This is a genomic window from Nonomuraea sp. NPDC046570 (genome assembly GCF_040645915.1).
Lineage (GTDB): Bacteria > Actinomycetota > Actinomycetes > Streptosporangiales > Streptosporangiaceae > Nonomuraea.
Genome location: NZ_JBEYZF010000031.1, coordinates 62,671 through 89,197 on the forward strand (window position 1 = coordinate 62,671; position 26,527 = coordinate 89,197).

The following is a 26,527-nucleotide window of genomic DNA, read 5'->3' on the forward strand; positions in this document are numbered from 1 at the left end:
CTGCCCTTTCGCGCTCTCACACACTTCTTACCAGCGGTAGCGTACGCGGTTCCGGCGGCGAACACGCACTCAGGGACCCGGTTCGGAGCCGCGCCGCCTCCTGCGCAGCGCGGCGCGGGCGGCCGGGCCCAGCGCCCCGGGCGCCGCGACCGCGTCCCCGGCCAGGGCACGGGCCAGCGACCCGACCGTCGGGTGCTCGTACATCGTGCTGAGCGGGATCCTGCGCCCCAGGGTCGTCTCCAGGCGCTGCTGGACCTTGGCCATCAGCAGGGAGTGGCCGCCGACGTCGAAGAAGCTGCGGTCCCGGTCGACCGAGGGCAGGCCGAGCACCGCGCACCAGGCCTCGGCGATCTCGTCCTGCGGCGACCCCGCGGGCGTCCCGCCCCCCTCGTGGGCGGGCGGGTCGGGGAGGCGGGCGGTGTCGATCTTGCCGGTGGGGGTCAGCGGGAGCGTGTCCACGGCGACGATCGCCGAGGGCAGCATGAAGTCCGGCAGCGTCCGGCGCAGCGCGTCCTGACCGGGTACGGCGCCGACGACGTAGGCGATGATCCGCCGCTCGCCGTTCACCTGCCTGGCGACCACGGTGGCCCTGGACACCTCCGGCAGCGCCGCGAGCACGGCCTCCACCTCGCCCAGTTCGACCCGGTGCCCGCGGATCTTGACCTGCCGGTCCAGCCGGCCCAGGTAGGCGATGCGGCCGTCGGGCAGCCTGCGTCCGAGGTCGCCGGTGCGGTAGAAGCGCCCGCCGCCGTCGTGGCCGAACCTGGCCTCGTCCTGCGGGGCGGCGTGCCGGTAGGCGGCCAGGTGGCGGCTGCGGATGACGATCTCGGCGGGTTCCTCGCCCAGCGCGATCTCCACTCCCTCCATGGGCAGGCCGATCGGCACCACGCCGCCGGTGCCGATGCCGTGGCCGGCTTCGAGGTCGGCGCGGGTCAGGTGGTTCTGGACGGCGAAGGAGATCTCGGTCGCGCCGTACCCGTTGACGAACACGCAGTCCGGGCCGAAGTGCGCGCGGAAGCGGTCCAGGTCGTCGTGGACCACCTCCTCGCCGCCCAGCAGTACGACCCGGACGTCCGGCAGTTCGCCGCCCGGGGGCAGCGAGTCGAGCAGGTAGCGGTAGACGGTCGGGGTGGAGTGGTAGATCGTGACGCCGCGGTTCGCCAGCGTCTCGGCGAGGTGGGCCAGGCCGCGGGTCCTGATGTCGACCGGTACGACGGCGGCGCCGTTGAGCAGCGCCGAGAAGCTGTCGGTCACGGCCATGTCGTAGGCGAAGGACGACACGACGCTGACCCGGTCCTCCGGCCCGATCCGCAGGGTGTTGGTGTGCGCGCGAACCTGGAACAGCGTCCCCCTGTTCGTCTGCACCACCCCCTTGGGGGTGCCCGTCGACCCCGAGGTGAACAGGATGTAGGCCGGGGCGTCCGGATCCGCGGCGACCTCCACCTCCCCGGCGGCGGGCGGCAGGGACGTGACGTCGAGCACGTGCGCGCCGCCCGGGAGCAGGTCCTTGTGCTCGGGTACGGCGAGCAGCACGTCGGGTTCGGCCAGCTCAGCCATCAGCGCCAGCCTGGCCCGGGGGTAGGCGGGGTCGAGCGGGACGTAGGCGGCTCCGGCCGTGAGCACGCCGAGGATGGCGGCCAGCATGCGCGGCCCGTGACCGATCAGCAGCCCCACCCGCGCCGCGCCGCGCACGGCCGCCGCGACCGTACGCGCCTCGGCGGCCAGCTCGGCGTAGGTGACGGGCCCGTCGTCGCCGAGCACCGCCGCACGACCGGGATGCTCCCCGGCCACGGCCCAGAATCGGGCCGCGATCGACTCCTCCAGCCACTCGGCCCGAAACTCCCGGTGCCCGGTGGGCGGCTTCCTCCCCTGTTCAGGCGGGCGACGGCCGGTCAACGGCTTCCTCCTCTGGCCAGGCGCGGGATCGTGGTGACGGCGGGTCCGGCCTGGTCGGCGCGCAGGCGCTCCACCTTGGCGGCCATCTGCCGGACGGTCGGCGCCTCGAACAGGGTGCGCATCGGCAGCTTCACCCCGGCCGCGGCGCGGGCCTGCGCGATGAGCTGGACGGCGACCAGCGAGTTGCCGCCCAGGTCGAAGAAGTCGTCGTCGGCGCCCACCTCGGCGACCCCGAGGATCTCGCCCCAGATCTTGGCCAGGGTGGCCTCCAGCTCGTTGGCGGGGGCCACGTAGTCGGCGTCGGCGTCGGCCCGGCCCCGGGCGGGCGCGGCCTGCTCGGCCACGGCCTGCCGGGTGAGGCGCTCCCGCTTCGTGATCTCCGCCATCGAGGTGGCGGAGATCACGACCTGGGCGCCCAGGTCGGCCGCGGCCAGGACGCGGAAGAACGCCTCGGCTCCCTCGGCGGGAGAGATGCCCGCCCAGTCGCCCTGCTGCGACGACGGCGCGGCGGAATAGGGCGAATCAGCCGAACTGCCGGAGGAGTCGGACGGGCCCGGCTCGGCGGACAGGGACGAGGTCACCGCGGCGGCGTCGATGCGCCGCAGGACGAACTCCTCGATCTCGACGAGCACATTCCCCGACTCGTCGGTCAGGGTGAGATCCACGGCGATGACCTCGTCGCCGCCGTCGCCGCGCCGCCGCAGATGGCTGTGGAAGCGGGCGGGCAGCGGCGCCCTGACCAGCAGGCGGCCGTAACTGAGCGGCAGGTAGTGTCCGGTGCCCCGGCCGGTGCCGAAGGAGGTGGCCACGTCGAGCAGCGCCGGGTGCAGGCCCCAGCGGCCCACCTCGGCCGCGACCTGCTCGGTCGCCTCGACGAGCGCGAGCTCGTCCTCCGGCCCGGTCCAGATCCGCTCGGGCGTGCGCCAGCGCGGCCCGAACGCCAGCACGCTCGTGCCCTCCTCGTCCGGCGCCTCGACCTCGGCGAGCCGCGCCTTCAGCGCGCCCACGTCCACCGGCGCGGCCTCACCGGGCCTGACCCAGGCCGCCACCCCCAGCGTGCGGGTACGGCCACCGGCCCGCACCTCGAATCCGGCCCCCTCCGAGAACGCGACCGCCAACTCGGCCGCCGTCCCGTCCGGCACCGACAGCGGCTCGACGAAGACGACGTCCCGCAACTCGACCGCGTACCCGTCGCCGGGCGCGGGCACGGTCGCCTCGAACGCCGCCCGCGCGCACTCCAGTTGCCCGGTCGCGGGCAGCACCGGCACCCCGCCGATCCGGTGCTCGTCGAGGACCCAGTGCGTGTCCGCCGCCAGCGGTCCGGTGCAGGTGGACCCGGCGCGGCCACGCAGCACGGGATGCTCGACGACCTGCTCATAAGCGATGGACGCGGCGCCGTCCTGCGCCCCGGGGGTGGCAGACGCCAAGCCGCCCTGAGCGCCACCGAGACCGGCGACAGGGGCCGCGTCGGCCGCCATGCCGACCTCCAGCCAGGCGCCCCAGTTGAGGCTCAGCATCCTGGTTCCGGTGCCCGACGCCCGGGCGAAGGCGTCCATGAAGGCGTTGGCGGCGCAGTAGTCCACCTGGCCGAAGCCGCCGCTGACCGCCGTCACCGACGAGCACAGGGCGAAGAAGTCGAGGCCGAGGTCGCCGAACGCGTCCCACAGCGCGACCGTCCCGGCCAGCTTGGGGTCGAGGACGGCCTGCGCGGCGGAGCGCTCCTTGATCTCCGCCATGCCGCCGCCGGGCAGCCCGGCCGCGTGCACGACGCCGTCCAGCCCGCCGTACGTGGCGAGGATCTGCTCGCGGACCTCGCGCAGCCGTACCGGGTCGGTGACGTCGGCGGAGAGCACCGTGACCCGGCCGCCGGCCGCCTCCACACGCCGGACGGCGTCCGCGAGCCGGCCGTGGACCGCGCCACTCCGGCTGAGCAGCACCAGCCTGGCACGCAGCCGGGTGCCGAGGTGCTCGGCCAGCGTGACGCCGATGCCACCGGTGCCGCCGGTGATCAGGTACGTCCCCTCTTCCCGAAGTCCCGCAGGCTGGAGCGTGGTGTCGCCGCGGAGTGGGACGGGCTGGTACTCGCGCTGCCAGCGCCGGCCGGCGCGCAGCGCGAGGACGTCCGCGGAGCCGGGGCGGCGCAGTTCGGCCAGGACGGCGTTCGCGGCCGTGCCGGCGGGGTCGAGGTCGAGGTGGCACACGCGCAGGCCCTCGATCTCCAGCGGCACCACCCGCGTGATGCCCGCGACCGTGGCGTGCTCGGGCCTGGTCAGGTCGCCGCCGAGCACGTCCTCGGTGCCCGCGGTAAGCACGTCGAGGCGTACGCCCTCGGCCGCCTGCGCCGCCGCCAGCGCCTGCACCAGCCAGAGCAGGCTGAACAGGCTGTGTTCCTGCGCCCGCGCGAGAGCCGCGAGGTCGGTTCCGACCGGTTCCCCGTCGAGCGCCCACAGGTGCAGCACACGCGCGGGCATCCCGCTCCCCGCCGCCAGCGCGGCGACGAGCGCGTCGTAGTCGGAGCGCTCCCCGGCCCGCACGGAGAAGGCGGGCCCTCCGGCGAACTCCGGCCCCGGGTGTACCTCGATCACCTCGCTGCCCTCGGCCCGCAGGGCCGTGACCAGTTCCGCTCCGCGCGGCCCGGCCACGAAGGCCAGGCAGCGGCCGATCGGCTCGCCGGGCGCCTCGGGGGCGACCTGCCGCCAGGCCGGGTACTCGAACCAGTCCTCCAGCGGCCGGGCTCCCGGCTCCGCCTCGGGCTGCGGCAGCCCGGCGCCGGGCTCGACGAAGTGGTACTCCCGCTCGTACGGGTACCCGGGCAGCGACAGCCGCCGCCCCTTCCCCGGCGCGTCCACGGCCACCCCGGCGGTCCACAGCCGCCCGGCCGTGGTGTGCAGGACCCGCAGGTCGTCGTCGGTGTCCGCCGGGCCGGGCAGGCTGGCCAGCGGCGGCAGCGCGCCCTGGGCGACGGCCTCCCGCACCTGCATCCGGGCCAGCCCGGCGAGCTGCCTGCCGGGCCCGCACTCCAGCAGCGCCCACGCGGAGCCGTCGGCGAGCAGGCGGGCCACGCAGTCGCCGAACCGTACCGGCCGCCGCAGGTGCGTCGCCCAGTAGCCGGGGTCGGTGGCCTGCTCGCCGGTGATCCAGTCCCCGGTCACGTTCGACAGGAACGGCAGGGACGGCTCCCGCCGGGGCACGGCCGCGACCAGGCGGGTGAACTCCTCCAGGATCGGCTCCATCATCGCCGAGTGGAAGGCGTGCGAGGTGCGCAGCGTCGTGGACCTGATCCCGTCGGCCTTCAGCCGGTCCGCGAACGCCGCCACCGCCTCGGCCGGTCCGGCGACCACGCAGGCGCCGGGGCCGTTCACGGTGGCGATCTCCACGTCCGGCGGCAGCAGCGCCGCGATCTCGGTCTCGTCCTTGGGGACGGCGAGCATCGCACCGGCCGGCATCGACCGCATCAGCCGCCCGCGGGCGGCGACCAGGCGCAGCGCGTCGGGCAGGGTGAAGACGCCGGCCACGGTGGCGGCGACGTACTCGCCGACGGAGTGGCCGATCATGGCGGCGGGGCGGACTCCCCACTCCTGCCAGAGCCTGGCCAGGGCGTACTCGACGGTGAACAGGGCGGGCTGGGTGAGGGAGGTCTCGCGCAGGCGGTCGTCGCCGCCCTCGGCGAACATCAGCGGCCTGATGTCCTCGCCGAGTTCGCCGCGCAGCAGGTCCGCGCACTCGTCGACGGCAGCGGCGAACACGGGCTCGGACGCGTAGAGCTTGGCGCCCATGCCCGCGTACTGGGCGCCCTGGCCGGAGAAGAGGAAGGCGACCTTGGGCGCGGGGTCGGCGGCGGTCGCGGTGTGGCGGCGTTTGCGGTCGGCGAGGGCGGCGACCGCGTCGGCCACGTCGTCGGCGACCACGACGGCCCGGTGCGGGTAGGCCGCCCGGCCCACCCGCAGGGTGTGCGCCACGTCGGCGAGGTCGAGGCCGGGGTGTTCGGTGAGGTGGGCGGCGAGCTGGGCGGTCATGGCCTGCAAGGCCGAGGGCGTCCGGGCGGACAGTCTCAGCAGACGCGGGCCGGGCTCCGGCGCGGAGGCGGCGGGTACGGCGGGCGCCTCCTCCAGGACGACGTGCGCGTTGGTGCCGCCGATGCCGAACGAGCTGACCGCGGCCCGCCGGGGGTGCTCGCCGGGGTTCCACTTGGTCGGGGTGGCGACCACGTAGAAGGGGCCGCTGTCGAAGTCGATCGCCGGGTTGGGCCGCTCGTAGTTGATGCTGGGCGGGATCAGGCCCTGCTCCATCGCGAGCACGGCCTTGATCACGCCGACCACGCCGGAGGCCTGGCCGAGGTGGCCGATGTTGGACTTGACCGAGCCGATGCCGCACCAGCCGAGGTCCCCGGTGTTCCGGCCGTAGACGTCGGTGAGGGCGGCGACCTCGATGGGGTCGCCGAGGGCGGTGCCGGTGCCGTGCGCCTCGACGTACTCGATGGTGCGCGGGTCCACGCCGGCGACGCCGAGCGCCTCGACGATCACCTCGGCCTGCCCGGCGTGGCTGGGCGCGGAGAAGCCGATCTTGTTGCTGCCGTCGTTGTTGATGGCGTTGCCGCGGACGACGCCGCGGACGTGGTCGCCGTCGGCGAGGGCGTCCTCCAGCCGCTTCAGCGTCAGCACGCCGACGCCGCTGGCCCAGATGGTGCCGTCGGCGCCGGCGTCGAACGGCCTGACGTGCCCGTCGGAGGAGGTGAAGCCGTCCATGGCCGGGTAGCCGAGCGCGTGCGGCAGCTCGACGCAGACGCCGCCGGCCAGCGCCATGTCGCACTCGCCGCTGCGCAGCGCCTCGCAGGCCAGGTGCAGCGCCACCAGCGAGGAGGAGCAGGCGGTGGTGACGGTGAGGCTGGGCCCGCGCAGGTTGAGCCGGTAGGACACGCTCGTGGCGACGTAGTCGATGTTGTTGCCCACGGACATGCCCAGTTCCAGCGCCCCGCTGGCCAGTTTGGGGTTGGTGCGCAGGTTCAGCCACTGGTACTGGCTCGGCCCCGAGCCGCCGTAGACGCCGATCGAGCCCTGGTAGGAGCCCGGGTCGTAGCCCGCGTCCAGCAGCGCGGCGTGCGACTGCTCGAGGAAGACCCGCTGCTGCGGGTCGGCCAGCTCCGCCTCGCGCGCGCTCATGCCGAAGAAGCGGTGGTCGAAGTACTCCATGTCGATCATCACGGGCGCGGCCCTGACGAACGACGGGTTGTCGAGCTGGGCGCGGGTGGCTCCGGCCGCCCGCTGCTCCTCGTCGGTGAAGAACGTGATCGACTCGACGCCGTCGATCAGGTTGCGCCAGAACCGGTCCAGGTCGTTCGCGCCGGGCACCCTGGCGCTCATGCCGATGATCGCGATCGGCTCGGCCCCGCCCCGCTCGGCGTCCGTCCCGGTGCCCGTCTCCATGCCAGCCGCCTCTGTCACTGTCTCCTCCTGCGCTTTTCCCGCAGCTCTCGGCGCGTGTCGGCGCGCCGGTCGGCTCGGCTCAGTTCCGGATGGTTCGTGTCACCGTCGAGGTGCGCGGCCAGGGCGCGTACGGTCGGGTGCTGGAACAGGTCGACGACCGTCGGTCGCCGCCCGGTGAGTTCGGTCAGCCTGTCGCGCACCACGACGACGGCCATCGACGTGCCGCCCACGTCGAAGAAGTTGTCCGTGGCGCCCACCAGGGGACGCTCGAGGACGTCGCACCACACGCGGGCGACCAGCCGTTCCATGTCGGTGGCCGGCTGGACGTGCGGCCCCGCCGCCCGGTCCCCGGCCGTCGCGGGCGGCTCCTGCGGGACGCCCTCGGCGAGGGCGGGCAGCTCGAATCCGGCGGCGGGCGAGCCCGGCCGCTCGGCCGCCACGACGAGCAGCCTCGTGTACGCCGCCAGCAGCGCCTCCACCCGCCCGGCGTCGTACAGGTCGGTGTTGTGGACGATGTCGATCGCGAAGCGCCCGTCCCGCTCGACCACGTAGACGGTCAGGTCGAACGGCGAGCCGGGCGGCCCCGGGTCGATGCCCTCGGTGCGCAGGCCGGGCAGCCTGAGCCGCGGCTCGGGGAAGTTGAAGACGTTGAACAGCACCTGCACCAGCGGCGCCCGCCCGGGGTCGCGCGGCACGCCGAGCGCGCCGACGATGTCCTCCAGCGCGGCGCCCGGCCTGGCCAGCACGTCGATGACCTCGTCGGCGCAGCTCCTGACCAGGTCGGCGAAGCTCTGCCCGGGGGCGGTGCGCAGCCTGAGCGGCACGATCTCGACGAAGAACCCGACCAGGTCGTGGAAGGCCTCGTGCCTGCGGTCGGCGGCGGGCGTGCCGACCACGATGTCCTCGCGCCCGGTGAGCCGCCGCACCAGTTCGGCGAAGGCGGCCAGGAACACGCTGGGCGCGGTGGTGCCCAGCTCGGCCGCCAGGTCGCGGATCGCGGTGGTGGCCGCCTGCGAGAGGACGGCCGTGGTCAGCGCTCCGTCGTAGGTCTGCACGGCGGGGCGCGGCCGGTCCCTCGGCAGGTCGAGCACGCTGGGCGCGCCGTCGAGGTGGCCGGTCCACCAGGCCAGGTCCTTCTTGCCGCGCCTGCCGTCCCGCTCGGCCCGCCAGGCCGCGTAGTCGGCGAACCCGGCGGCCGGGGCGGCGAGCGATTCCCCGGTGTACGCCTGGGCCAGGTCGTCCAGGAACGGGCGCTGCGACCAGCCGTCGTATACCGCGTGGTGGAAGGTGCACGACAGCACATGGTCGTCGGGGCCGAGCCGGAAGAGCCTGGCCCGCCACAGCGGGCCGCGGGCCAGGTCGAAGCGGTGGGCCGCCTCGGCGTCGAGCCTCGCGCGCAGCTCGGCCTCACCCGCCAGGTCCTCACCCGCCAGGTCTTCGGCCGCCAGGGTGACCGGGCCCGGCGGGGAGACCTCGACGCGCGGGACGCCGCCGTCGTCGGGCACCCGCCAGCGCAGCACCTCGTGCCGTTCGGCCACCGCCGCCAGCGCGCGGGCGAGGGCGGGCACGTCCAGCGGGCCGCGCAGCCGCTCGGCGACGCCGATGTTGTAGGCGACGCTGCCGGGGGCGAGGCGGTCGAGGAACCAGAGCCTGCGCTGGGCGGCGGTGAGGGCGGGCGGGCTGCCGGTGGGCAGTTCCTCCGTCAGGGCGGGGGCGGTGAGCACCCGGGCGGTGAGGTCGCGCAGGGTACGGGCGGCGAAGACGTCCTCCACGGCGAGGTCGCGGCGCAGGTGCGCGCGCAGGGTGCTGATCAGGCGCATGGCGCTGAGGGAGTGGCCGCCGCAGCCGAAGAAGTCGTCGCCGGGGCGCGGCTCGACCCCGAGCACCTGCGCCCAGACCTCGGCCACCTGCCGCTCCACCGGGTCGCCGGACGCCACCGGCCGCGCGGCCGGGCCGTCGCCGTCGTGGTCAGGGGGTCCGGTGCGCGGTTCTTCGAGCATGGCCCGCAGCGCGTGCAGGTCCACCTTGTCGGAGGCCGACAGCGGCAGCCGCTCCAGGAGCAACACCCGGGAGGGCACCATCGCCGACGGCAACCGTCCGGCGCAGTACTCCAGCAGCCCTTCCACCGCCACAGCACCGCCCGAACCCGCGCCGTCGGGAGCAGGGTCATCCGGCGTCGGGCCGTCGGTGGTCGTGCAGAAGGCCACCAGTCGCAGTCCGTCCGGCCCCTCGACCGCCTCGACCACCGCGTGGGCGACCGACGGGTGGCCGCGCAGCACCGCCTCCACCTCGCCGATCTCCACCCGCTGCCCGCGGATCTTGACCTGCCGGTCGGCGCGCCCCAGGAACAGCAGCTCGCCGTCCGGTTGAGTCACCACCAGGTCGCCGGTCCGGTACAGCCGGGCGCCCGGCTCCGTGCCGAACGGGTCGGGCACGAAGCGGTCCGCGGTCAGCCCGGGCCGCCGCAGGTAGCCGCGGGCCAGCCCGGCCCCGGCCACCACCAGCTCGCCCGCCACCCCGTCGGCCACCGGCCGCAGGTCCTCGTCCACGACGTACACCCGATGGCCCGCCAGCGCGCGCCCGATCGGCACCGGCCGTTCCCAGCGTCCGGTGGCCTCGAAGGCGGTGACGGTGACGGTCGCCTCGGTCGGGCCGTACCCGTTGAGGAACCTGCGGCCGCCCGCGCTCCACCGCTCCACCTGCTCGGGCCCGGGGGCCTCGGCGCCTGTGATGACGGTCCGCCACTCGGGCAGCGCGGCGGGGTCCAGCAGCGGCAGCAGCGGCACCGGGATGCCGCCCCAGGTGACGCCGTGCTCGGCGGCGAAGCGCTGCAGGCGGGCCGGGTCGCGCCGGTCCTCCTCGTCGACGAGCTGCAGGGAGCCTCCGGCGGCCAGCGCCACGAAGACGTCCTCCACGGACACGTCGAAGCCCAGCGAGGCGAAGGTGAAGGCGCGCGTCCGCTCGTCCACGCCGCAGAAGGCGCCGAAAGCGCGCACGTACGCGCACACGCTGCGGTGGCTGACCACCACGCCCTTCGGCACCCCGGTCGAGCCGGAGGTGTGCAGCACGTACGCCGCGTTGTCCGGCGAGGGACGGCGCCGAATCTCCGGCGCGGCGGGCGGTCCCGCCACCTGCACCAGCCGCAGCCCCAGCCCCTCGAACAGCGGCGCGGTGTCCTCATCGACCACGATCACGTCGAGCCCGGCCCCGTCGATGATCTGCTCCCGGCGCGCGGCCGGGCCGTCGGGGTCGAGCGGCACGTACGCGCCGCCCGCCACCAGCACGCCGAGCACCCCGGCGACCATCGGCGGCCTGCGCCGCAGGCAGACCCCCACCAGGGTCTCGGGGCCGACGCCGTACGGCAGCAGCCGCTGGGCGAGCCCGCCCGCGATCCCGGCCAGCTCTCCGTAGGTCAGGCGGTCGTCCCACTGGCGTACGGCGGTCGCGTCGGGCCGTCGCGCCGCCTGGGCGAGCACCAGATCGGCCAGTGTCATTCCGCACCTCCGGCGGGGACGGGATCGACCATGTGCAGGCGCAGCTCGGTGAAGTAGCGGCGCCCTTCGGCGTCCGGCAGCCACGCCTGGTCGGGAGTGGGCAACATCTCGCCGACGACCATCCGCACCTCGGGCCCGCCGCTCAGCACGGCGCCGCGGACCGCGGTGCACAGCAGGTCGGCGTAGGCGGGGCTGGTCAGGTCCGTGTACTCGGGTTTGATCTCGGTGCCGAGCTTGACGAAGACCTGCTCGGGCAGGCCGAGCTCGCGCCGCCAGCGGCGGACCGCCAGGTAGCGTTCGCGCTCGCCCTTGGCCTCGGCGAGGCCGGTGGCCCCGGCGGTGGTCCGCCAGGTTCTGCGGGCCACCACCATGCGGTCGACCACGATCCTCGGGGTGTGGCCGTGCGGGTCGGCGCCGGTCAGTTTGAAACCGTCGACGGCGTGCATGGACACCAGCTCGGAGAAGATCTCCAGCAGCGGCCAGCGCCGCCCGTCGGGGGCGGTGGCCACCAGTTCGCCGTCCTCGTCGGTGACCAGCAGGGCGGTCGCGGCGAGCGTCCGTTCCGGGTCGGCGACGGGGGCGTCGGTGAAGCCGAGTTCCCGGTCGGTCGGGTGGTCGAGGGCGTGCGCCACCCGGCCCGTGTACCGGGGCCAGTCGACCGGGTACAGCGGCCGGACGCGGCCCGGCCCGAGGTCGGCGGTCAGCGCGTCGCGCAGCGCGCCCGGGTCGGGATGGGGCAGCGTGAAGACCGCGCAGTCGAACGTGGCCCAGGCGGCGTGCAGCTCGCCGAGGACGACCAGGTAGTCGCCGCGGTTCACCGCCTCCACGCTCTCGGCGCAGATCTGCAGGTCGGGGCTGTGCAGGCGGCCGGCCGACCAGCCGGGCGCGGCGGCGGGGAAGGCTTCGGCGGCGCCGAGCCCGGCGGCGGTGAAGCGCAGTTCCTCGGTGCCGGGCGGGACGTCGGCCAGGCCGAACAGCTCCGCCCAGCGGCGCGCGAACTCGGCGGCGACCGCGTCGACGGGCCGAGGGCCGGTGCCGAACAGCATGCCCTGGGCGAGGTACCACACCTCCGACAGGCGGACGGGCTCGGCGGGCGACTCGGCGCGCAGCTCCTCGTACAGCTCGCGCAGGGCCGTGCCGTACGCCTCGGCGAGGGCGGCGGTCAGCCAGCGGGCGGCGCCGAGCATCAGCGCCATGGGTTCGGCGATCCCGTCCAGGAGCGCGCCGCCGAAGGTGACGCCGATGTCCCTGGTGGTGTCCTCGTAGGCCAGGCCGCGCGCGGCGTAGGTCTGGCCGGCGCGGCGCTCCGCGCCCGTCCCGGTGACCTCGGTGAACTCCGCGCCCAGCCGGTCGAGCGCGGCGGCCAGCGCGGCCGGGTCGCCCGCGGCGGCGGCGACCCGCTCCCGGGCGGCGCTCAGCCGGTCGAGCCCGGCCAGGGCCGCCGCGCGCACCTCCCGCTCGCCGATGTTCTCCAGCAGGTCGCGCAGCGCCCGTTCCGCGTCCGGGGTCTGCGGCAGGTCGCCCCGCCAGGAGAGCAGGCCGCGTTCGGCCAGCCTGTCGAGCATCAGGTAGGCGTCGTCGGCGGTGCGGATGCCCGCCACGCCGACGGCGGCGTCGATGACCTCGGCCGCGGGGCGGCGGCCGTCGCACCGGGCGATCAGGGCCGCCTCGGCGGCGGAGACCGGCACGGGCGGCTGGGCCGGGCGCAGCACTCTGCGGCCGTCCAGTGTGAGGTGCGGCCGCAGGGCGGGCGGCAGCCAGCGGCGCACGCGCGGGTCCCCGGCCAGCACCTCGGCGTACCGCCTCGGCGCCCAGTCCTCCAGGATCACCCGCCGCTCGCGGACCAGCCCGGGGCCCGGCCGTACGGCGAGCGCGGGGGCGGCGGGGTCGACGGTGGCCCACGCGACCGGGCCGAAGAAGCCCACGGTCTCGTTCTTGCCGCAGTAGCGCTGCCAGTACCTCGCCACCACGCGTTCGCGCTCGCGCCTGCGGGAGTCGCGGCGCTGGGACGGCCCGCCGCGCACGAGCGCGTCCAGCGTGACCAGCACGCCCCTGTTCTGCCAGGTGACGGCCTCGCGGAAGAGCGGGTCGGCGGCGATCGCGCACACCTGGGCGGCGTTGGCGGCGGCGGCCTGGCCGAGCGCCTTGTCGAAGACGTCCGCGTCGGTCTCCCCGGCCAGCAGCGCGTCGGCGGCGCGGGCGCAGTCCGGCGCGGCGAACAGCTCCAGGCCGGCGGCCGGGAAGCCGGTGCCGCGCAGCAGGGCCTCCCGCCACACCGTCCAGCCCGTCTCGCCGAGCGGCACCCGATGGTTCGCGGCGGGCTTCACGGCATGTCCTCGCAGATCGTCTCAAGGATGCGGTCGCGGGCCTGGTGCAGGAAGAAGTGGCCGCCCGTCTCAGTGCGCATGCCGAAGCCCGCAGCGGTGTGCCGGGACCAGCCGCGCATCAGGTCGTACGGCACGGCGGGGTCGTCCTCGGCGGCGAAGGCGGTGATCGGCACCTCGATCGGCGGTTCGGGCGCGTACACGTAGGCGTCGAGCCACGCGAAGTCGGCGCGCAGCGTGGGCAGGACCAGTTCGACCAGTTCGGGCTCGGCCAGGACCTCCGCGGGCAGGCCGCCGAGCTCGGTCAGCCTGGCCAGCAGGTCCTCGTCGGTGACCTTGGCCAGCTCGCCCAGCGGCTCCAGCGTGTCGGGCGGCCGGCAGCCGCCCAGGACGAGCCTCCGGGGCAGGCGCCCGCCGCGTCTGCGCAGCTCGCGGACCACCTCGAAGCCGAGCCTGCCGCCCATGGAGTGACCGTAGATCGCGTACGGCCGGTCGGCGCGGGCCGCGATGGCGTCGGTCAGCTCGCCGACGTCGACCGGGACGGCCTCGTTGTACCTGCCTTCCCGGCCCGGGAGCACGACGGGCAGGACCTCGATCCGCGGGTCCGCGGCGGCGGCCCACCCTCGGAAGGCGCCCGCGCCCGCCCCCGCGTACGGCAGGCAGAACAGCAGGAGCCGGGCGTCCGGCCGGGGCCGCGCCGGAGCGAACCACCTCATCGGCGAGGCGACGTCGTGGGTCATGCTCGGGCCTCCACCCAGTACCGCTGTCGCTGGAAGGGATAGGCCGGCAGCGAGATCCGCCGCCCGCCGGACGTGGGCCAGCCGATCTCGCCGCCGGCCTGCCACGCCTCGGCGAGCAGGCGCAGCGCCGCCGGTGGGTCACCGGGAGCGTTCCGGGCGTCGGCGCGGGCGCGCAGCGCGGTCACCGCGGCCGGCACGTCGGGGCACACCACGGCCGCCCGGTGCGCGAACGCGCGGCGTCCCTCGGCGAGGGTGCGGGCGACGTCGTCCAGCCGGATGCCAGGCGTGGCCGCCAGGTGCGTGGCCAGCCGGGTCAGCGCCTCGCGCAGCGCCTCGGGGGTGCGCGCCGACACCGGCAGCACCTGCCAGGCGGACTCCGGCGGCCTGGGCGGCTCGGCGGGGGGCTGTTCGACGATCACGTGCGCGTTGGTGCCGCCGAGTCCGAAGGAGCTGACCCCGGCCCGCCTGGTCTCCTGCTGCCAGGCGGCGTTCTTGACGGGCACGTGGAACGGTGAGCCGTCGAGGTCGATCTCCGGGTTGGGGCGGTCGAAGTGCAGGTTGGCGGGGATGACGGCGTGCCGTACCGCCAGTGCGGCCTTGATCAGGCCGGTGGCGCCGGCGGCCGCGTCCAGGTTGCCGAGGTTGGTCTTGATCGAGCCGAGCGCGCACGAGCGGGGCGGCGGCCCGGCGTCGGCGAAGGCCCGCGCCAGGGCGGCCACCTCGATCGCGTCGCCGGTGCGGGTGCCGCTGCCGTGCGTCTCGACGTAGCCGATCGCGCCCGCGTCCAGCCCGGCTCCGGCCAGCGCCTCGGCGACCACCGCCGCCTGACCCGCCAGGCCCGGCGCGGCGAAGCCCGCCCGGCGGGCGCCGTCGTTGTTGACCGCCCACCCGCGCAGCACGGCGACGATCGGGTCCCCGTGCTGGAGGGCGTCGTCCAGTCGTTTGAGCGCGAGTACGGCCACGCCGCTGCCGTAGGCGGCGCCCTGGGCGGCGGCGTCGAAGGCGCGGCACCGGCCGTCCGGTGAGACGAGCCCGCCGGGCTTGTGGACGTACCTCGGCTCGGTGAGGCTCACCCCGCCCGCGAGGGCGAGGTCGCAGCGGTAGTCGAGCAGGCTCTGCGCCGCTGTGCACACCGCGACCAGCGAGCTGGAGCAGGCGGTCTGCACGGCCACGGCGGGCCCGGTCAGCCCCAGGCGGTAGGCGGTCTGCGCGGGCAGGTAGTCGGGGGCGTAGCCGGGGACCAGCGGCTCGTCGGGGTCGCCGGTGAACTGCCGGTACAGGAAGTAGCGGTTGACCGAGGCCCCGGCGAACACGCCGATCATCCCGTCGTAGGCGGCGGGGTCGCAGCCCGCGTCCTCCAGCGCCGCCCACGCCTGCTCGACGAAGAGCCGGTGCTGCGGGTCCATCCGCTCGGCCTCGGCGGCGGGCACGCCGAAGAAGTCGGCGTCGAAGTCCGCCACCCCCGGCAGGTGGCCGCCGGCGCGCACGTGCGCGGGGTCGGCCAGCAGCCGTTCCCCCACGCCGAGCGCGCGCAGTTCGGCGTGGGTGTAGTCGTGGACCGCGTCCACGCCGTCGAGCAGGTTCCGCCACAGGGAGGCCACGTCGGGCGCGCCGGGGAAGCGCCCGGCCATCCCCACCACGGCGATCTCGTCGCCGGAGTACGAATGGCCGGACATCAGCGGCAGACCACCGCGGCGACGTCCTCCACGTTCTCCACCTCGGTCATCGCCTCGGTCTCCAGTGGCCGGTAGCCGGCGGCGGCGTAGCAGCCCGAGCCGTGCACCACCACGTCCCGCCAGGGGTCGGCCAGGCCGCGGTCGACCGCGTTCATCACCCCGGTCAGCGCCATCACCAGCGACCACTCGCGCAGCTCGCGGAAGTCGGCGGGCAGCGCGCAGCCGGTGCCGTCCAGCAGGCGGCGCAGCTCCGGGTAGCGCCGCACGCACTCGGCCAGCGACACCACGACGCCGTCGCCGCCGAACCGCTCGATGATCGCGTTCATCGCCGGCGAGGTCGCCGGCCTGTGCGTGTAGAAGGTCGGGTCGAGGACCTCGTCCGGATCGTAGGTCACCTGTGGGAAGCGCGGGTCGGCCGTCTGCCGGTACAGGCCGCCGTCCTGCTCGTACGCGGGCAGGCCGGCCCTGCCGAAGTCGCCGGTGCGCAGGTTGAGCACCATGTCGGGGGTGCCGAGGTGCTGCACGAGCAGGCTGGCGGGGCGGGGGCCCGCGTCCGGGTCGTTCTTCTCCAGGATCTCCCGGCCGCGGTGGTAGCCGAGCAGGCCGAACGCGCTGGAGACGGCGTGCGCGTGCAGGCGGGGTCCGGTCACGGGGTCGGCCTGGTGCTCGAAGAAGGCACGCGCGGTGTCGGCGACGAGGTAGTTGTTCAGGTCCAGCGAGTACCAGAGGTTCTGGCCCGCGGCCTTGAGGTCGGCGGCGTACTTGTCGGCGAAGACCCGGCCGATCGCCTTGACCTCCTCGGGTTCGGGGCCGGTGTAGAGGAGCAGGGGGTTGAGCGCGCGCAGCGCCGGGTCGGTGGACAGGCGGCTGGAGCGCAGCTTGGCCTGGCACGAGCGGGGGGCGAGGATCACCGTGCGGAGCTGCTCGGGCTCGACCAGCCCGGCGTCGACGGCGCGCAGGACCGCGTCGCGCAGGGCCACGCCCTTGTTCGCGGAGGTGGGCGAGAAGATGGTGATGGGCTCGCCGTAGCGGCGGATGTACTCGACCGCGCGGGCCACGATGAGCAGCGAGGCGAAGGTCTTGGTGGTGCCGGTGCCCGGGTTGCCGGTCAGGTCGAGCAGGGTGAGGCGGTGCTCGCCGTACGCCCCGAGGGGCTGCCAGCGCGCGGTCGCGGCCGACAGGAAGCGGGCCATGTCGGCGTCCGGCTCGGGCAGCAGGAAGCCGGGAGAGAAGCCGGAGACCTCCCTGACCGGCTCGGGATCGTCCACGCACGCGGCGATGGAGCTGGGGAGCCGGTCGTAGAAGTCGAGCAGCAGGTTCGCCACTGCGTCGGGCGTCGGCATCGTTGGCGCACCTCGTTCATAGGGGGCTGACCGGGATCGGCGTGGTCTGGTCGTCCGGGTGCGCGCGGTCGCGCAGCCGGGCGCGGAGCAGGTCCAGGTGCCAGGTGACCTGTTCGAGGTCGGAGACGGGAAAACCGGCGGCCAGGTCGGGCGCCAGCGGATCCAGTTCCGTACGGGCGGCGGGGCCGAAGACGACGTGATCACCGTCGACCGCGACTCCGTCCCGCAGTGCGGCGCGCTGGTTGAAGGCCACGGCCTCGGCCCGGCTCAGCTCCGGGGGCAGCCGGGTCTCCACCCGGCCGCCGGTCAGGCGGACCGGGTAGCCTCCGGGCAGCCCGAGCGGTCCGGGCAGGCTCGTGTCCAGGTCGGTCCCGCGAAGCAGCGCGTCCAGCACGCGGGCGGCCGTGTGGCCGGTGACGTGGTTCAGTTCGGTGCGCGGGGTGGCGCGCTGGGCGGCCAGCAGGTCGCCGACTCCGGCGACCGGGCGCCCGTCGCACCAGGCCAGCGCCTCGTCCTGCGGGCCTTCCGGGGTGTACAGGTGGACGTGGTGGGCGAGCACGCGCAGCGCGCCCTGGTCGGGCAGGCCGAGCGCGGCCTGGAGGCTGGCGGCCAGCAGCCCCGCGTTGCCGATGCCGCAGAGGACGGGGACGCCGCGGGCGGCCAGGAGCGGGTTGACGGCGTCGGGGAAGCAGGCGTTGACGAACCAGGCGCCCGCCTCGGCCGCGGCGGCGCCCACGCGCAGCGCCGAGTCGGCCTGGAAGGGCAGCGTGAGGCCGAAGCCCGCCCGCTTGAGCAGCGCGGTCCACGCGGAGGGGGCGGCGAGCCCCTCCCACGGCGACTGGGTGGAGGCGGCCAGCAGGACGCCGCGCGGCCGGTGCCGTGCCAGCGAGCCGGGGTCGGCCAGGTCGGCGGTGAGCGGCTGGAAGGTCGTCCGGACGCCGGCGACGGCCGCCCTGGTGGCGGCAACGTAGGCGATCGCGGCCGCCTTGGCGGCGTCGCGGCCGATGACGAGGACCCGCGCCGGGTGGGGGTTCCCGGCCAGGGAGTAGCAGATGGCGCGGGCCAGGCCCCCGGTTCCGACGAGGGCGAGGACAGGACGGTCTGCCGACTCGTTCACCGGCGCCGTCGTACCGGCGGTAAGGCGGAAAAGACGTCACCCGTCATCGGGAAAATTCTCCTCTTGCCATACACAAACGCAACATTCACCCTTAAACCGGACATTTGGCCAGATTGCACCACTGATGGTGTTGTTTGGGCGTGACCAATACTTCACAGACGGGTCTCGGAGTGTCAATAGCCTCCGATCTGTCAGAAGCAACAGTTCGGGGCTGTTGTGCAGGAATCGGGATAAGTCTTGACTCGCTGGGTTCGGATCCACTTCAATCGGCCAGGCTTCAGACCTTCCACCCACGAGCCCGTCAGCCGCGAAAAATGTGCCGTAACCGGGGGCTTTGGCGTACGCATCCAGCCCTGCGGCCGGCTCCGGCTGCCGGATTTCCGAGCCGCGCGAGCGAGAGAAGGCGTGACATGCAGGGGGCCGAGTTCAAGGTCGTTGTCAACGGCGAGGAGCAATACTCCATTTGGGCAGCTGACCGCCCTTGTCCAGCAGGCTGGCGGGAGGAAGGCTTTTCGGGCAACCGTAATGAATGCCTGGAGCACATCGACCAGGTCTGGACGGACATGCGACCACGCAGCCTGAGGGAAGCCATGGAGCGGGCCGAGTAGGAGCACGCATGGAGCCCCAGGAAGACTACGAACTCCCCGCGTCGTTCGCCCAGGAGCGACTCTGGTTTGTGGACCAGCTCGAACCGGGGCTCGCGACGTACAACATCGGTTTCGGGACCGCGCTCCCGGCGGGCGTGGCGGCGGCGACCGTCGCCGCCGCGCTGCGCCACGTGGTGGGGCGGCACGAGGTGCTGCGGACCTCGCTGGCCGGCCGCGACGGCGCCCTGGTGCAGATCGTCCACCCTTCGGTGCCGGTGGAGGTGCCCGTCACCGGCGAGCACGGCGCGCACCTGGCCGAGGCGGCCCGGAGCATCCCGCTCGACGGGGCTCCCCTCTGGCGGGCCAGGCTGATCCGGACCGGCGGCGCCGAGGACCACTTCTTCTTCACCGTCCACCACGTGGCCTTCGACGCCGCGTCGGTGCGGATCTTCCAGGAGGAGTTCCTGGCGGCCTTCCAGGCCGTCACGGAGGGCCGCGAGCCCGTCCTGCCCGAGCTGCCGATCCAGTACGGCGACTACGCCGGTTGGCAGCGCGCGCGCTGGGCGGGCGGCGAGTTCGCCGGGCAGCTCGACTACTGGCGCAAGCGGCTCGCCGACCTGCCGGGCACGCTGCGCCTGGCGCCGCACGCCCCTGTGCCCGGCGTCGCCCGGCACGCCGGCGGCGACGTGGAGTTCAGTCTTCCGCCCGCGACGGTGACCGCCTGCCGCGAGCTGGCCCGCACCCTGCGGACCACGCCGTTCGTCGTCCTGCTCGCGGCGCTCAAGGCGCTGCTGTCCCGGCTGGCTGGGCAGGCCGACGTCGTGGTCGGCTCGCCGACCGGCGGCCGGGCGATGCCCGAGCTCGAACCGCTGATCGGCAACTTCGTCAACACGCTCGTGCTGCGCACCGACTGCGGGCGCGAGACCGGCTTCACGGAGCTGGTCGAGCGGGTCCGCACGACCGTCCTCGACGCCCTGGACCACCAGGAGGTCCCGTACGAGCGGCTGGTGGAGGAGGTGCGGCCGGAGGGCGGCGAGGGCGCGGGGACGCCGCTGCACCAGGTGGTCTTCAACCTGCTGCCGGTGACGAACGGGCAGGCCCGCAACGGGACCGCCAAGGTGGACCTGCTCGTCGACCTCGCCGAGGTGGACGGGCGGATCGACGGGCGGATCGAGTACGCCAGGGCGCTGTTCGACGAGGCGTGGACGCGGGACTTCGCGGCCCGCTACCACCTGCTGCTGGACGCCGCGCTGGCCGCGCCGGGCACGCCGCTCGGGCGGCTGCCGATCCTGCTGCCCGGCGAACGGGACCGGCTCGTCTCCCCCGCGCCCGCCCGGGCCGCGCCGCCGCGCGCCGCCCGGTCCGTGGTCGAGGTCTTCGCCGAGCAGGCCGCCGCGCACCCCGGCGCGACGGCGGTCGCCGACGCGTCCGGCGCCCGGCTCACCTACGCCGAGCTCGACCGGCGGTCGAGCGCGCTGGCCCGGCACCTGCACCCCCTGGCCCGCCCCGACACCCCGATCGCCCTCTACCTGGACACCGGCGTCGAACTGGCCGTCGCCGTACTCGGCGTGCTGAAGGCGGGCGCCGCCTACCTGCCGCTCGATCTGGAGCACCCGGCCGAACGCCTGAAGCACCTGCTCGCCGACTCCGGCGCGACGGCCGTCCTCACCCGAGGCGCCCACGCGGCCCGCCTCCCGGACATCTCGGTACCGGTCGTCGACCTGGACACGCTCCCCGCCGTCGAGGAGCCGGGCCCGGTGGCGTCCCGCCACCCCGACACGCTCGCGTACGTGATCTACACCTCCGGCTCGACCGGCCTGCCGAAGGGGGTGGGCGTCGCCGACCGGCACCTGCTCGCCTACGTCGACGGCGTCACCGGCCTGCTCGGCCTGGCTCCCGGCCGCGCGCTGTCCATGCTGCAGCCGCTCACCTTCGACTTCAGCGTCACGATCTTCCACGGCGCCCTGCTGACCGGCGGCACCCTCCACCTCGCCCCCCGCGAGCTGGCCACCGACGCCGCCTGGGTGGCCGAGCACCTGCGGCGCGACCGCATCGACTGCCTCAAGATCACGCCCTCCCATCTGGCCGCCCTGCAGGCGGGCGTCACCGCCCCCGAGTCCCTGCTCCCCCGCCGCACGCTCGTGCTCGGCGGCGAGGCGTCCCGCTGGGACTGGGTACGCGGTCTGCGCGCGCTACCGGGCGACCACAAGGTGGTGAACCACTACGGTCCGACCGAAACCACCGTCGGCGTGCTGGCCCTCGCGGGGGACCAGGATCCGGCGTTCGCGGGCGCGGTCACCCCGATCGGCCACCCGCTGCCGCACGCCGAGGCGTACATCCTGGACGACGACCTGTCTCCCGTCCCCGACGGGGTGATCGGCGAGCTGTGCGTCGGCGGCGACACCGTCACCCGCGGCTATCTCGGCCGTCCCGCCGCCACCGCCGCGGCGTTCGTCCCCGACCCGTTCTCCGGCCGTGCGGGCGCCCGCCTCTACCGGACCGGCGACCGGGCGCGGCGGCTGCCCGGCGGCGCGGTGGAGTTCCTCGGCCGGGCCGACGGGCAGGTCAAGATCCGGGGTCATCGGGTCGAGCCGGGCGAGGCGCAGGCCGTACTGGCCGGGCATCCGTCGGTCGGCGACTGCGTGGTGGTGGTCCGCGGGCAGGACGAGCCCGAGCTGGTCGCGTACCTCGTGCCGAAGGGCGACACCGCCGGCCTGCGCGCCTACCTGGCCGAGCGCCTGCCCGACGTCCTGGTGCCCGCCCACCTGGTGGAGCTGCCCGCGCTGCCGCTGGCCGCGCACGGCAAGGTCGACAGGTCGCGGCTGCCCGAGCCCGAGGGCGACCGGGAGCCGGCGCGGACCCCGCCGAGGGGGCCGGTCGAGGAGCTGGTGGCGGCGCTGTTCGAGTCGCTGCTCGGCTGCGGCCCGGTCGGCCGCGACGACGGGTTCTTCGCGCTGGGCGGCCACTCGCTGCTGGCCATCAAGCTGATGGGCCGGCTGCGGAAGACGTTCGGCAAGGGCCTGCCGCCGCGCGCGCTGTTCGAGTCGCCCACGGTCGCGGGGCTCGCCGAGCGGCTGGCCGCCGTCCAGGGCAGGGGCGCCGACCGGATCCCGCCGATCACGCCCGTGCCGCGCGGCGACCTGCTGCCCGCCTCGTACGCCCAGCGCCGCCTATGGTTCCTCGACCAGCTGGAGACGACGCACGCGGTCTACAACACCCACATCGGCCTGCGGCTGCACGGCCCGCTCGACCCGGCCCGCCTGGAGCGGGCGCTGACCGCGATCGCCGCCCGCCACGAGGTGCTGCGCTCCCGTTTCGTCCAGCACGACGGCGACCTGTACGTGTCCGTCGCCCCCGACCCCCTGGTCCCGTTCCTGGTCACCGACCGCCCCGACGCCCTGCGCGAGGAGGCGGCCCGCAGATTCGACCTGACCACCGAGCCCCCCGTCAGAGCCCTCCTGGTACGGCACGCCCCCCACGACCACCACCTCCTGGTCACCCTCCACCACGTCGTGAACGACGCCTGGTCCGCCGCCCTGTTCGCCGGGGAGCTGGGCGAGATCTACACCGCGCTGGGCCAGGGCCGTACCCCTGACCTGCCGGATCTGACCGTGCAGTACGCCGACTACGCGGCCTGGCAGCACGAGCGGGTGGAGGGCGAGCTGCGCGGCACCCAGCTCGCCTACTGGCGCGAGCGGCTGGCGGGCATGCCGGAGCGGCTGGAGCTGCCGGTGGACCGGCCGAGGCCCGCGCACCGCGACTACGCGGGCGACAACGTGCCGGTCACCGTACCCGGCCATGTCGTGGACCGGCTGCGCGCCCTGGGCGCGGAGGAGAACGCCTCGCTGTTCATGACCATGACGGCCGCGCTCACGGTCGCCCTCGCCCGCGCCACGGGCCAGCGCGACATCGTGGTCGGCACGCCCGCCGCCGAGCGCCCGCGGCCCGAGCTGGAGCCGCTGCTCGGCTGCTTCCTGAACACGCTGGTGCTGCGCGCCGACTGCTCGGGCGACCCGACGTTCCGGGAGCTGGTCAGGCAGGTCAGGGCCACCACGCTGGAGGCGTTCGCGAACGCCGAGATCCCGTTCGAGGCGCTGATCGAGGAGCTGCGCCCGCAGCGTGACCTCGGCGCGACACCGCTGGTCCAGGTGCTGTTCAGCCTGGAGGACGCCGAACGGCCCGCGCCTTCGGCGGGCGAGCTGCGGATGGACTGGACGGCGGTCGGCACCGAGACCGCCAAGTTCGACCTCACGCTGTACCTGCGAAGGGAGCCGAGCGGCGTCGGCGGCATCCTGGAGTACCGCGAGGACCTGTTCGACGCGGCCACGGCCGAGCGCCTGGCGGCCCTGTACACCGAGGTGCTCGCCGCGGTGGCGGCGGCTCCAGAGCGGACGCTGTCCGGGCTGCCCGCGCTGACCCGCGCCGACGAGGCCGCGATCGAGCGCTGGAACGCGACGGGATCCCCCAGTCCGTTCCACTCCCTGCCCGACCTGCTGTCCCGGCGCGCGGCCTCGACGCCGGACGCGCCCGCGATCTGCGGGCCCGACGGGGTCTGGCTGACCTACGCCGAGTTCCACACGCGGGTGCGGACGCTGGCGGCCGAGCTGCGCGAGCGAGGGGTACGGCTGGGCGACGTGGTGGGCGTGTGCCTGCCCCGCGGCGTCGACCTGGTGGTGTCGGTCCACGCCGTCGTGGCCGCCGGGGCGGCGTATCTGCCGCTCGACCCCGGCTATCCGGACCAGCGCCTGGCGTTCATGGCCGCGGACGCGGGGATGCGCGCGGTCGTCACCGAGAACCCCACCCGGTTCGCCGGATTTATCGCGATATCTCCGACAGAAGGGCGGCCCGGCGAGTCGCCGGAGGTCGAGATCCCGCCTCGGGCGCCCGCGTACCTGATCTACACCTCGGGCTCCACCGGCGCCCCCAAGGGCGTCGCCGTCTCCCACGAGGCCATCGTCAACCGGCTGACCTGGACCGACGCCGCGTTCACGCTCACCGGCGAGGACCGGGTCCTGCTGAAGACCACGTTCACCTTCGACGTGTCGGTGTGGGAGCTGTTCTGGCCGCTCCTCGCCGGGGCGGGGCTCGTGGTGGCGCCGCCGGAGGCGCATCGCGACCCGGCCGCGCTGGTCCGCGTGCTGGGCGCGCACGAGGTCACGACCGTGCACTTCGTGCCGTCCATGCTGGAGGCGCTGCTGGACGAGCCCGGTCTGCGGCTGCCGTCGCTGCGGCGGGTCTACTGCTCGGGCGAGGCCCTGCCCGCCGCGCTGGCCGCCCGCCTGCACGAGCGGCTCCCCGGCGTCGAGCTGCACAACCTCTACGGCCCGACCGAGGCCGCCGTCGAGGTCACCTGGCACCGCTGCCTGCCCGGCGAGGAGCACGTCCCCATCGGCGCGCCCATCAGAGGCGTCAGGATCGAGATCCTCGACCACGACGACCGCCGGACCCCGGTCGGCACGCCCGGCGAGCTGTGCATCGCCGGCGTGGGCCTGGCCGAGGGCTACGCGGGCCGCCCGAGCCTGACGGCCGAACGGTTCACCCCCGACCCCTTCGGCCCGCCCGGCGCCCGCCTCTATCGGACCGGCGACCTGGCCCGCTGGCTCCCCACCGGCGAAGTGGACTACCTGGGCCGCCTGGACCACCAGGTCAAGATCCGCGGCATGCGCGTCGAACCAGGCGAGATCGAAGCCCTTCTCACCACCCACCCGCACGTCCGCACCGCGGTCGTCACCCCCTTCAGAGGCGTCCTCGCGGCCTACATCGTGCCGACTGAGACCATGCCCGAGGACACGCCACCGGTTGGCCTGGGCGCGGCGCTCGACGCCGACGAGGTGGCCGCGTTCCTGCGGGAGCGGTTGCCCGAGCACATGGTGCCCGCCTTCTTCACCGTGATGGAGCGGTTGCCCGTCAACGCCAACGGCAAGCTGGACCGGGCCGCGCTGCCCGACCCCGCCGAGGAGCAGCAGGTCGTGGGGGCGGCGCCGCGCGGGCCGGTCGAGGAGGTCGTGGCGGGCCTGTTCGAGGCGCTGCTGGAATGCGGGAAGGTCGGCCGGGACGACGGGTTCTTCGCCCTGGGCGGCCACTCGCTGCTGGCCATCAAGCTCACCGGCCGCCTGCGCACGGCCTTCGGCGTCGACCTGCCCCTCAGGACCCTCTTCGAGGCCACGACCGTGGCCGAACTGGCCGCGCGGATCACGACCGAACGCCGCCGCTCCCCCTCCGAGGCGGTGCCGCTGCTCCCGCGCGGCGGCCTGCTCCCGACGTCGTACGGCCAGCGCCGCCTGTGGTTCCTCGACCAGTTGGAAAAGGACCTGGCGGTCTACAACACCCAGGTACGCCTCCGCATCCAGGGCCCGCTCGGCACCGCCCGGCTGCGGGAGGCGCTGACCGCGCTCACCGCCCGCCACGAGGTGCTGCGATCGCGATTCGTCCAGCACGAGGACGACGTGTTCGTGACGATCGAGGCCGACCCCCTGGTCCCGTTCCTGCTCACCGACCGCCCCGACCTGCTGCCCGTCCACGCGGCCCACAAGTTCGACCTCACCTCCGAGCCCCCGATCCGCGCCCTCCTGGTACGGCACGCCGAGCAGGACCACGAGCTCCTGATCACCATCCACCACGTGGCGAGCGACGCCTGGTCCACCGGCCTGCTGGTCAAGGAACTGGGCGAGCTGTACACGGCGCTGGACGAAGGCAGGACGGCCCGGCTGCCCGAGCTGTCGGTCCAGTACGCCGACTACGCGGCCTGGCAGCGGGACAGGGTGGGCGGCGAACTGCGCGACACCCAGCTCGCCTACTGGCGGGACCGCCTGGCGGGCATGCCCGACCGGCTGGAACTGCCCGCCACGAAGCCCCGCCCCGCGCGACGGGACCACGCGGGCGCGAACGTGCCGCTGGTGGTGCCGGAGGCGGTGGTGGAGCGGCTGCGCGCCCTGGGCGTCCAGGAGAACGCCACGCTGTACATGACGTTGCTGGCGGGCTTCTCCGTCCTGCTGGCACGGTACTCGGGGCAGCGGGACGTCGTGGTCGGCACGCCCGCCGCCGAGCGCCCGCGGCCCGAGCTGGAGCCGCTGCTGGGCTTCTTCCTCAACACGCTGGTCATGCGGACCGACTGCTCGGGCGACCCCACGTTCAGGGAGCTGCTGCGCCGGGTCAGGGAGACCACGCTTGAGTCGTTCGCGAACTCGGAGATCCCGTTCGAGGCGCTGGTGGAGGACCTGCGCCCGCAGCGCGACCTGGGCGGGACCCCGCTGGTGCAGGTCATGTTCAGCCTGGAGGACGCGGATCGCCCGGCCGAGCGAGCGGGCGCTCTCGACTTCGAGTGGATCTCGTCGGGGACCACCACGGCCAAGTTCGACCTGTCCCTGTACCTGCAGAGGGGGCCCGGCGACCTCGACGGCATCCTGGAGTACCGGACCGACCTGTTCGACGCCGGGCTGATCGAGCGTATGGCGCGGCACTTCATCGCACTGGCGGCCGAGGCCGCGGCCGACCCCGACCGGCCGATCTCCGCCCTTCCGCTGCTCGACCCCGAGGACTCGGCGGCGGTGGAGCACTGGAACGCGACCGGCGACCCGGCCACGTTCGTGCCACTGCCGGTGGCCATCGCACGCCAGGCGGCGGCAACACCGGAAGCCGCCGCGCTCTGCGGGCCCGACGGCCTGTGGCTGACCTACGCCGAGTTCATCGGCCGGGTCAACGCCCTGGCTACGAGACTGCGGGAGCAAGGGGTACAGCTCGGCGACGTGGTGGGAGTCTACCTACCCCGAAGCGTCGACATGGTCATCGCCGTCCACGCCGTCATGACCGCAGGCGGAGCCTATCTACCCCTTGAACCGACATATCCGGACCAGCGCCTGACCTTCATGACCCAAGACGCCCACGTCCGAGCCGTCATCACCCACGAGCCCCACCGCTTCGCCGGAAA

Annotated in this window: 10 protein-coding genes; 2 read left to right on the plus strand and 8 right to left on the minus strand. The window is 74.6% G+C overall.

Features of this window, described 5'->3' with window-relative positions:
- Nucleotides 1-69: 69 nt before the first annotated feature.
- From ABZ911_RS34190 to ABZ911_RS34225, 8 genes are read right to left on the minus strand one after another with little or no spacing between them, the layout of a single operon-like run.
- Entirely contained in the window at nt 70-1,896 is a 1,827-nt protein-coding gene (locus ABZ911_RS34190) for a non-ribosomal peptide synthetase (RefSeq protein WP_358065588.1), read from the minus strand.
- Nucleotides 1,893-7,337 (minus strand): SDR family NAD(P)-dependent oxidoreductase, encoded by a 5,445-nt coding sequence (locus ABZ911_RS34195; RefSeq protein ID WP_358065590.1) that lies wholly within the window; start codon nt 7,335-7,337, stop codon nt 1,893-1,895. The genes ABZ911_RS34190 and ABZ911_RS34195 overlap by 4 nt, the downstream gene beginning before the upstream one ends.
- Nucleotides 7,334-10,813: an amino acid adenylation domain-containing protein gene (locus tag ABZ911_RS34200; RefSeq protein WP_358065593.1), complete on the minus strand. Its 3,480-nt coding sequence runs from the start codon at nt 10,811-10,813 to the stop codon at nt 7,334-7,336. The genes ABZ911_RS34195 and ABZ911_RS34200 overlap by 4 nt, the downstream gene beginning before the upstream one ends.
- Complete coding sequence (locus tag ABZ911_RS34205; RefSeq protein WP_358065596.1) at nt 10,810-13,140, minus strand: lantibiotic dehydratase; 2,331 nt, start codon at nt 13,138-13,140, stop codon at nt 10,810-10,812. Before ABZ911_RS34205 ends, ABZ911_RS34200 begins: the two co-directional genes overlap by 4 nt.
- Nucleotides 13,137-13,877, minus strand: coding sequence for an alpha/beta fold hydrolase (locus ABZ911_RS34210; RefSeq protein WP_358065599.1), 741 nt, complete (start codon nt 13,875-13,877; stop codon nt 13,137-13,139). Before ABZ911_RS34210 ends, ABZ911_RS34205 begins: the two co-directional genes overlap by 4 nt.
- A complete protein-coding gene (locus ABZ911_RS34215) occupies nt 13,874-15,553 on the minus strand; it encodes a beta-ketoacyl synthase N-terminal-like domain-containing protein (RefSeq protein ID WP_358065602.1) in 1,680 nt (559 codons plus the stop codon). The genes ABZ911_RS34210 and ABZ911_RS34215 overlap by 4 nt, the downstream gene beginning before the upstream one ends.
- Nucleotides 15,553-16,896: a DUF6002 family protein gene (locus ABZ911_RS34220; RefSeq protein WP_358065605.1), complete on the minus strand. Its 1,344-nt coding sequence runs from the start codon at nt 16,894-16,896 to the stop codon at nt 15,553-15,555. The genes ABZ911_RS34215 and ABZ911_RS34220 overlap by 1 nt, the downstream gene beginning before the upstream one ends.
- 16 nt (nt 16,897-16,912) lie before the next feature.
- On the minus strand, nt 16,913-18,013 hold the full coding sequence (locus tag ABZ911_RS34225) for a hypothetical protein (protein ID WP_358065608.1): 1,101 nt from the start codon (nt 18,011-18,013) through the stop codon (nt 16,913-16,915).
- Between the two features lie 410 nt (nt 18,014-18,423).
- Here ABZ911_RS34225 and ABZ911_RS34230 point away from each other — a divergent pair, with 410 nt between their 5' ends.
- Both ABZ911_RS34230 and ABZ911_RS34235 read left to right on the plus strand, forming a co-directional pair.
- Nucleotides 18,424-18,621, plus strand: a complete 198-nt coding sequence (locus tag ABZ911_RS34230) for an MbtH family NRPS accessory protein (RefSeq protein ID WP_358065611.1) — start codon at nt 18,424-18,426, stop codon at nt 18,619-18,621.
- 8 nt (nt 18,622-18,629) lie between these two features.
- A partial coding sequence (locus tag ABZ911_RS34235) for an amino acid adenylation domain-containing protein (RefSeq protein ID WP_358065614.1) occupies nt 18,630-26,527 on the plus strand: 7,898 nt, incomplete at its 3' end.

What these genes read in the sequence shown, in the direction of transcription:
- ABZ911_RS34200 (WP_358065593.1), bottom strand. Translation starts at nt 10,813, where the DNA reads ATGACACTGGCCGATCTGGTGCTCGCCCAGGCGGCGCGACGGCCCGAC.
- ABZ911_RS34210 (WP_358065599.1), bottom strand. Translation starts at nt 13,877, where the DNA reads ATGACCCACGACGTCGCCTCGCCGATGAGGTGGTTCGCTCCGGCGCGG.
- ABZ911_RS34215 (WP_358065602.1), bottom strand. Translation starts at nt 15,553, where the DNA reads ATGTCCGGCCATTCGTACTCCGGCGACGAGATCGCCGTGGTGGGGATG.
- ABZ911_RS34220 (WP_358065605.1), bottom strand. Translation starts at nt 16,896, where the DNA reads ATGCCGACGCCCGACGCAGTGGCGAACCTGCTGCTCGACTTCTACGAC.
- ABZ911_RS34230 (WP_358065611.1), top strand. Translation starts at nt 18,424, where the DNA reads ATGCAGGGGGCCGAGTTCAAGGTCGTTGTCAACGGCGAGGAGCAATAC.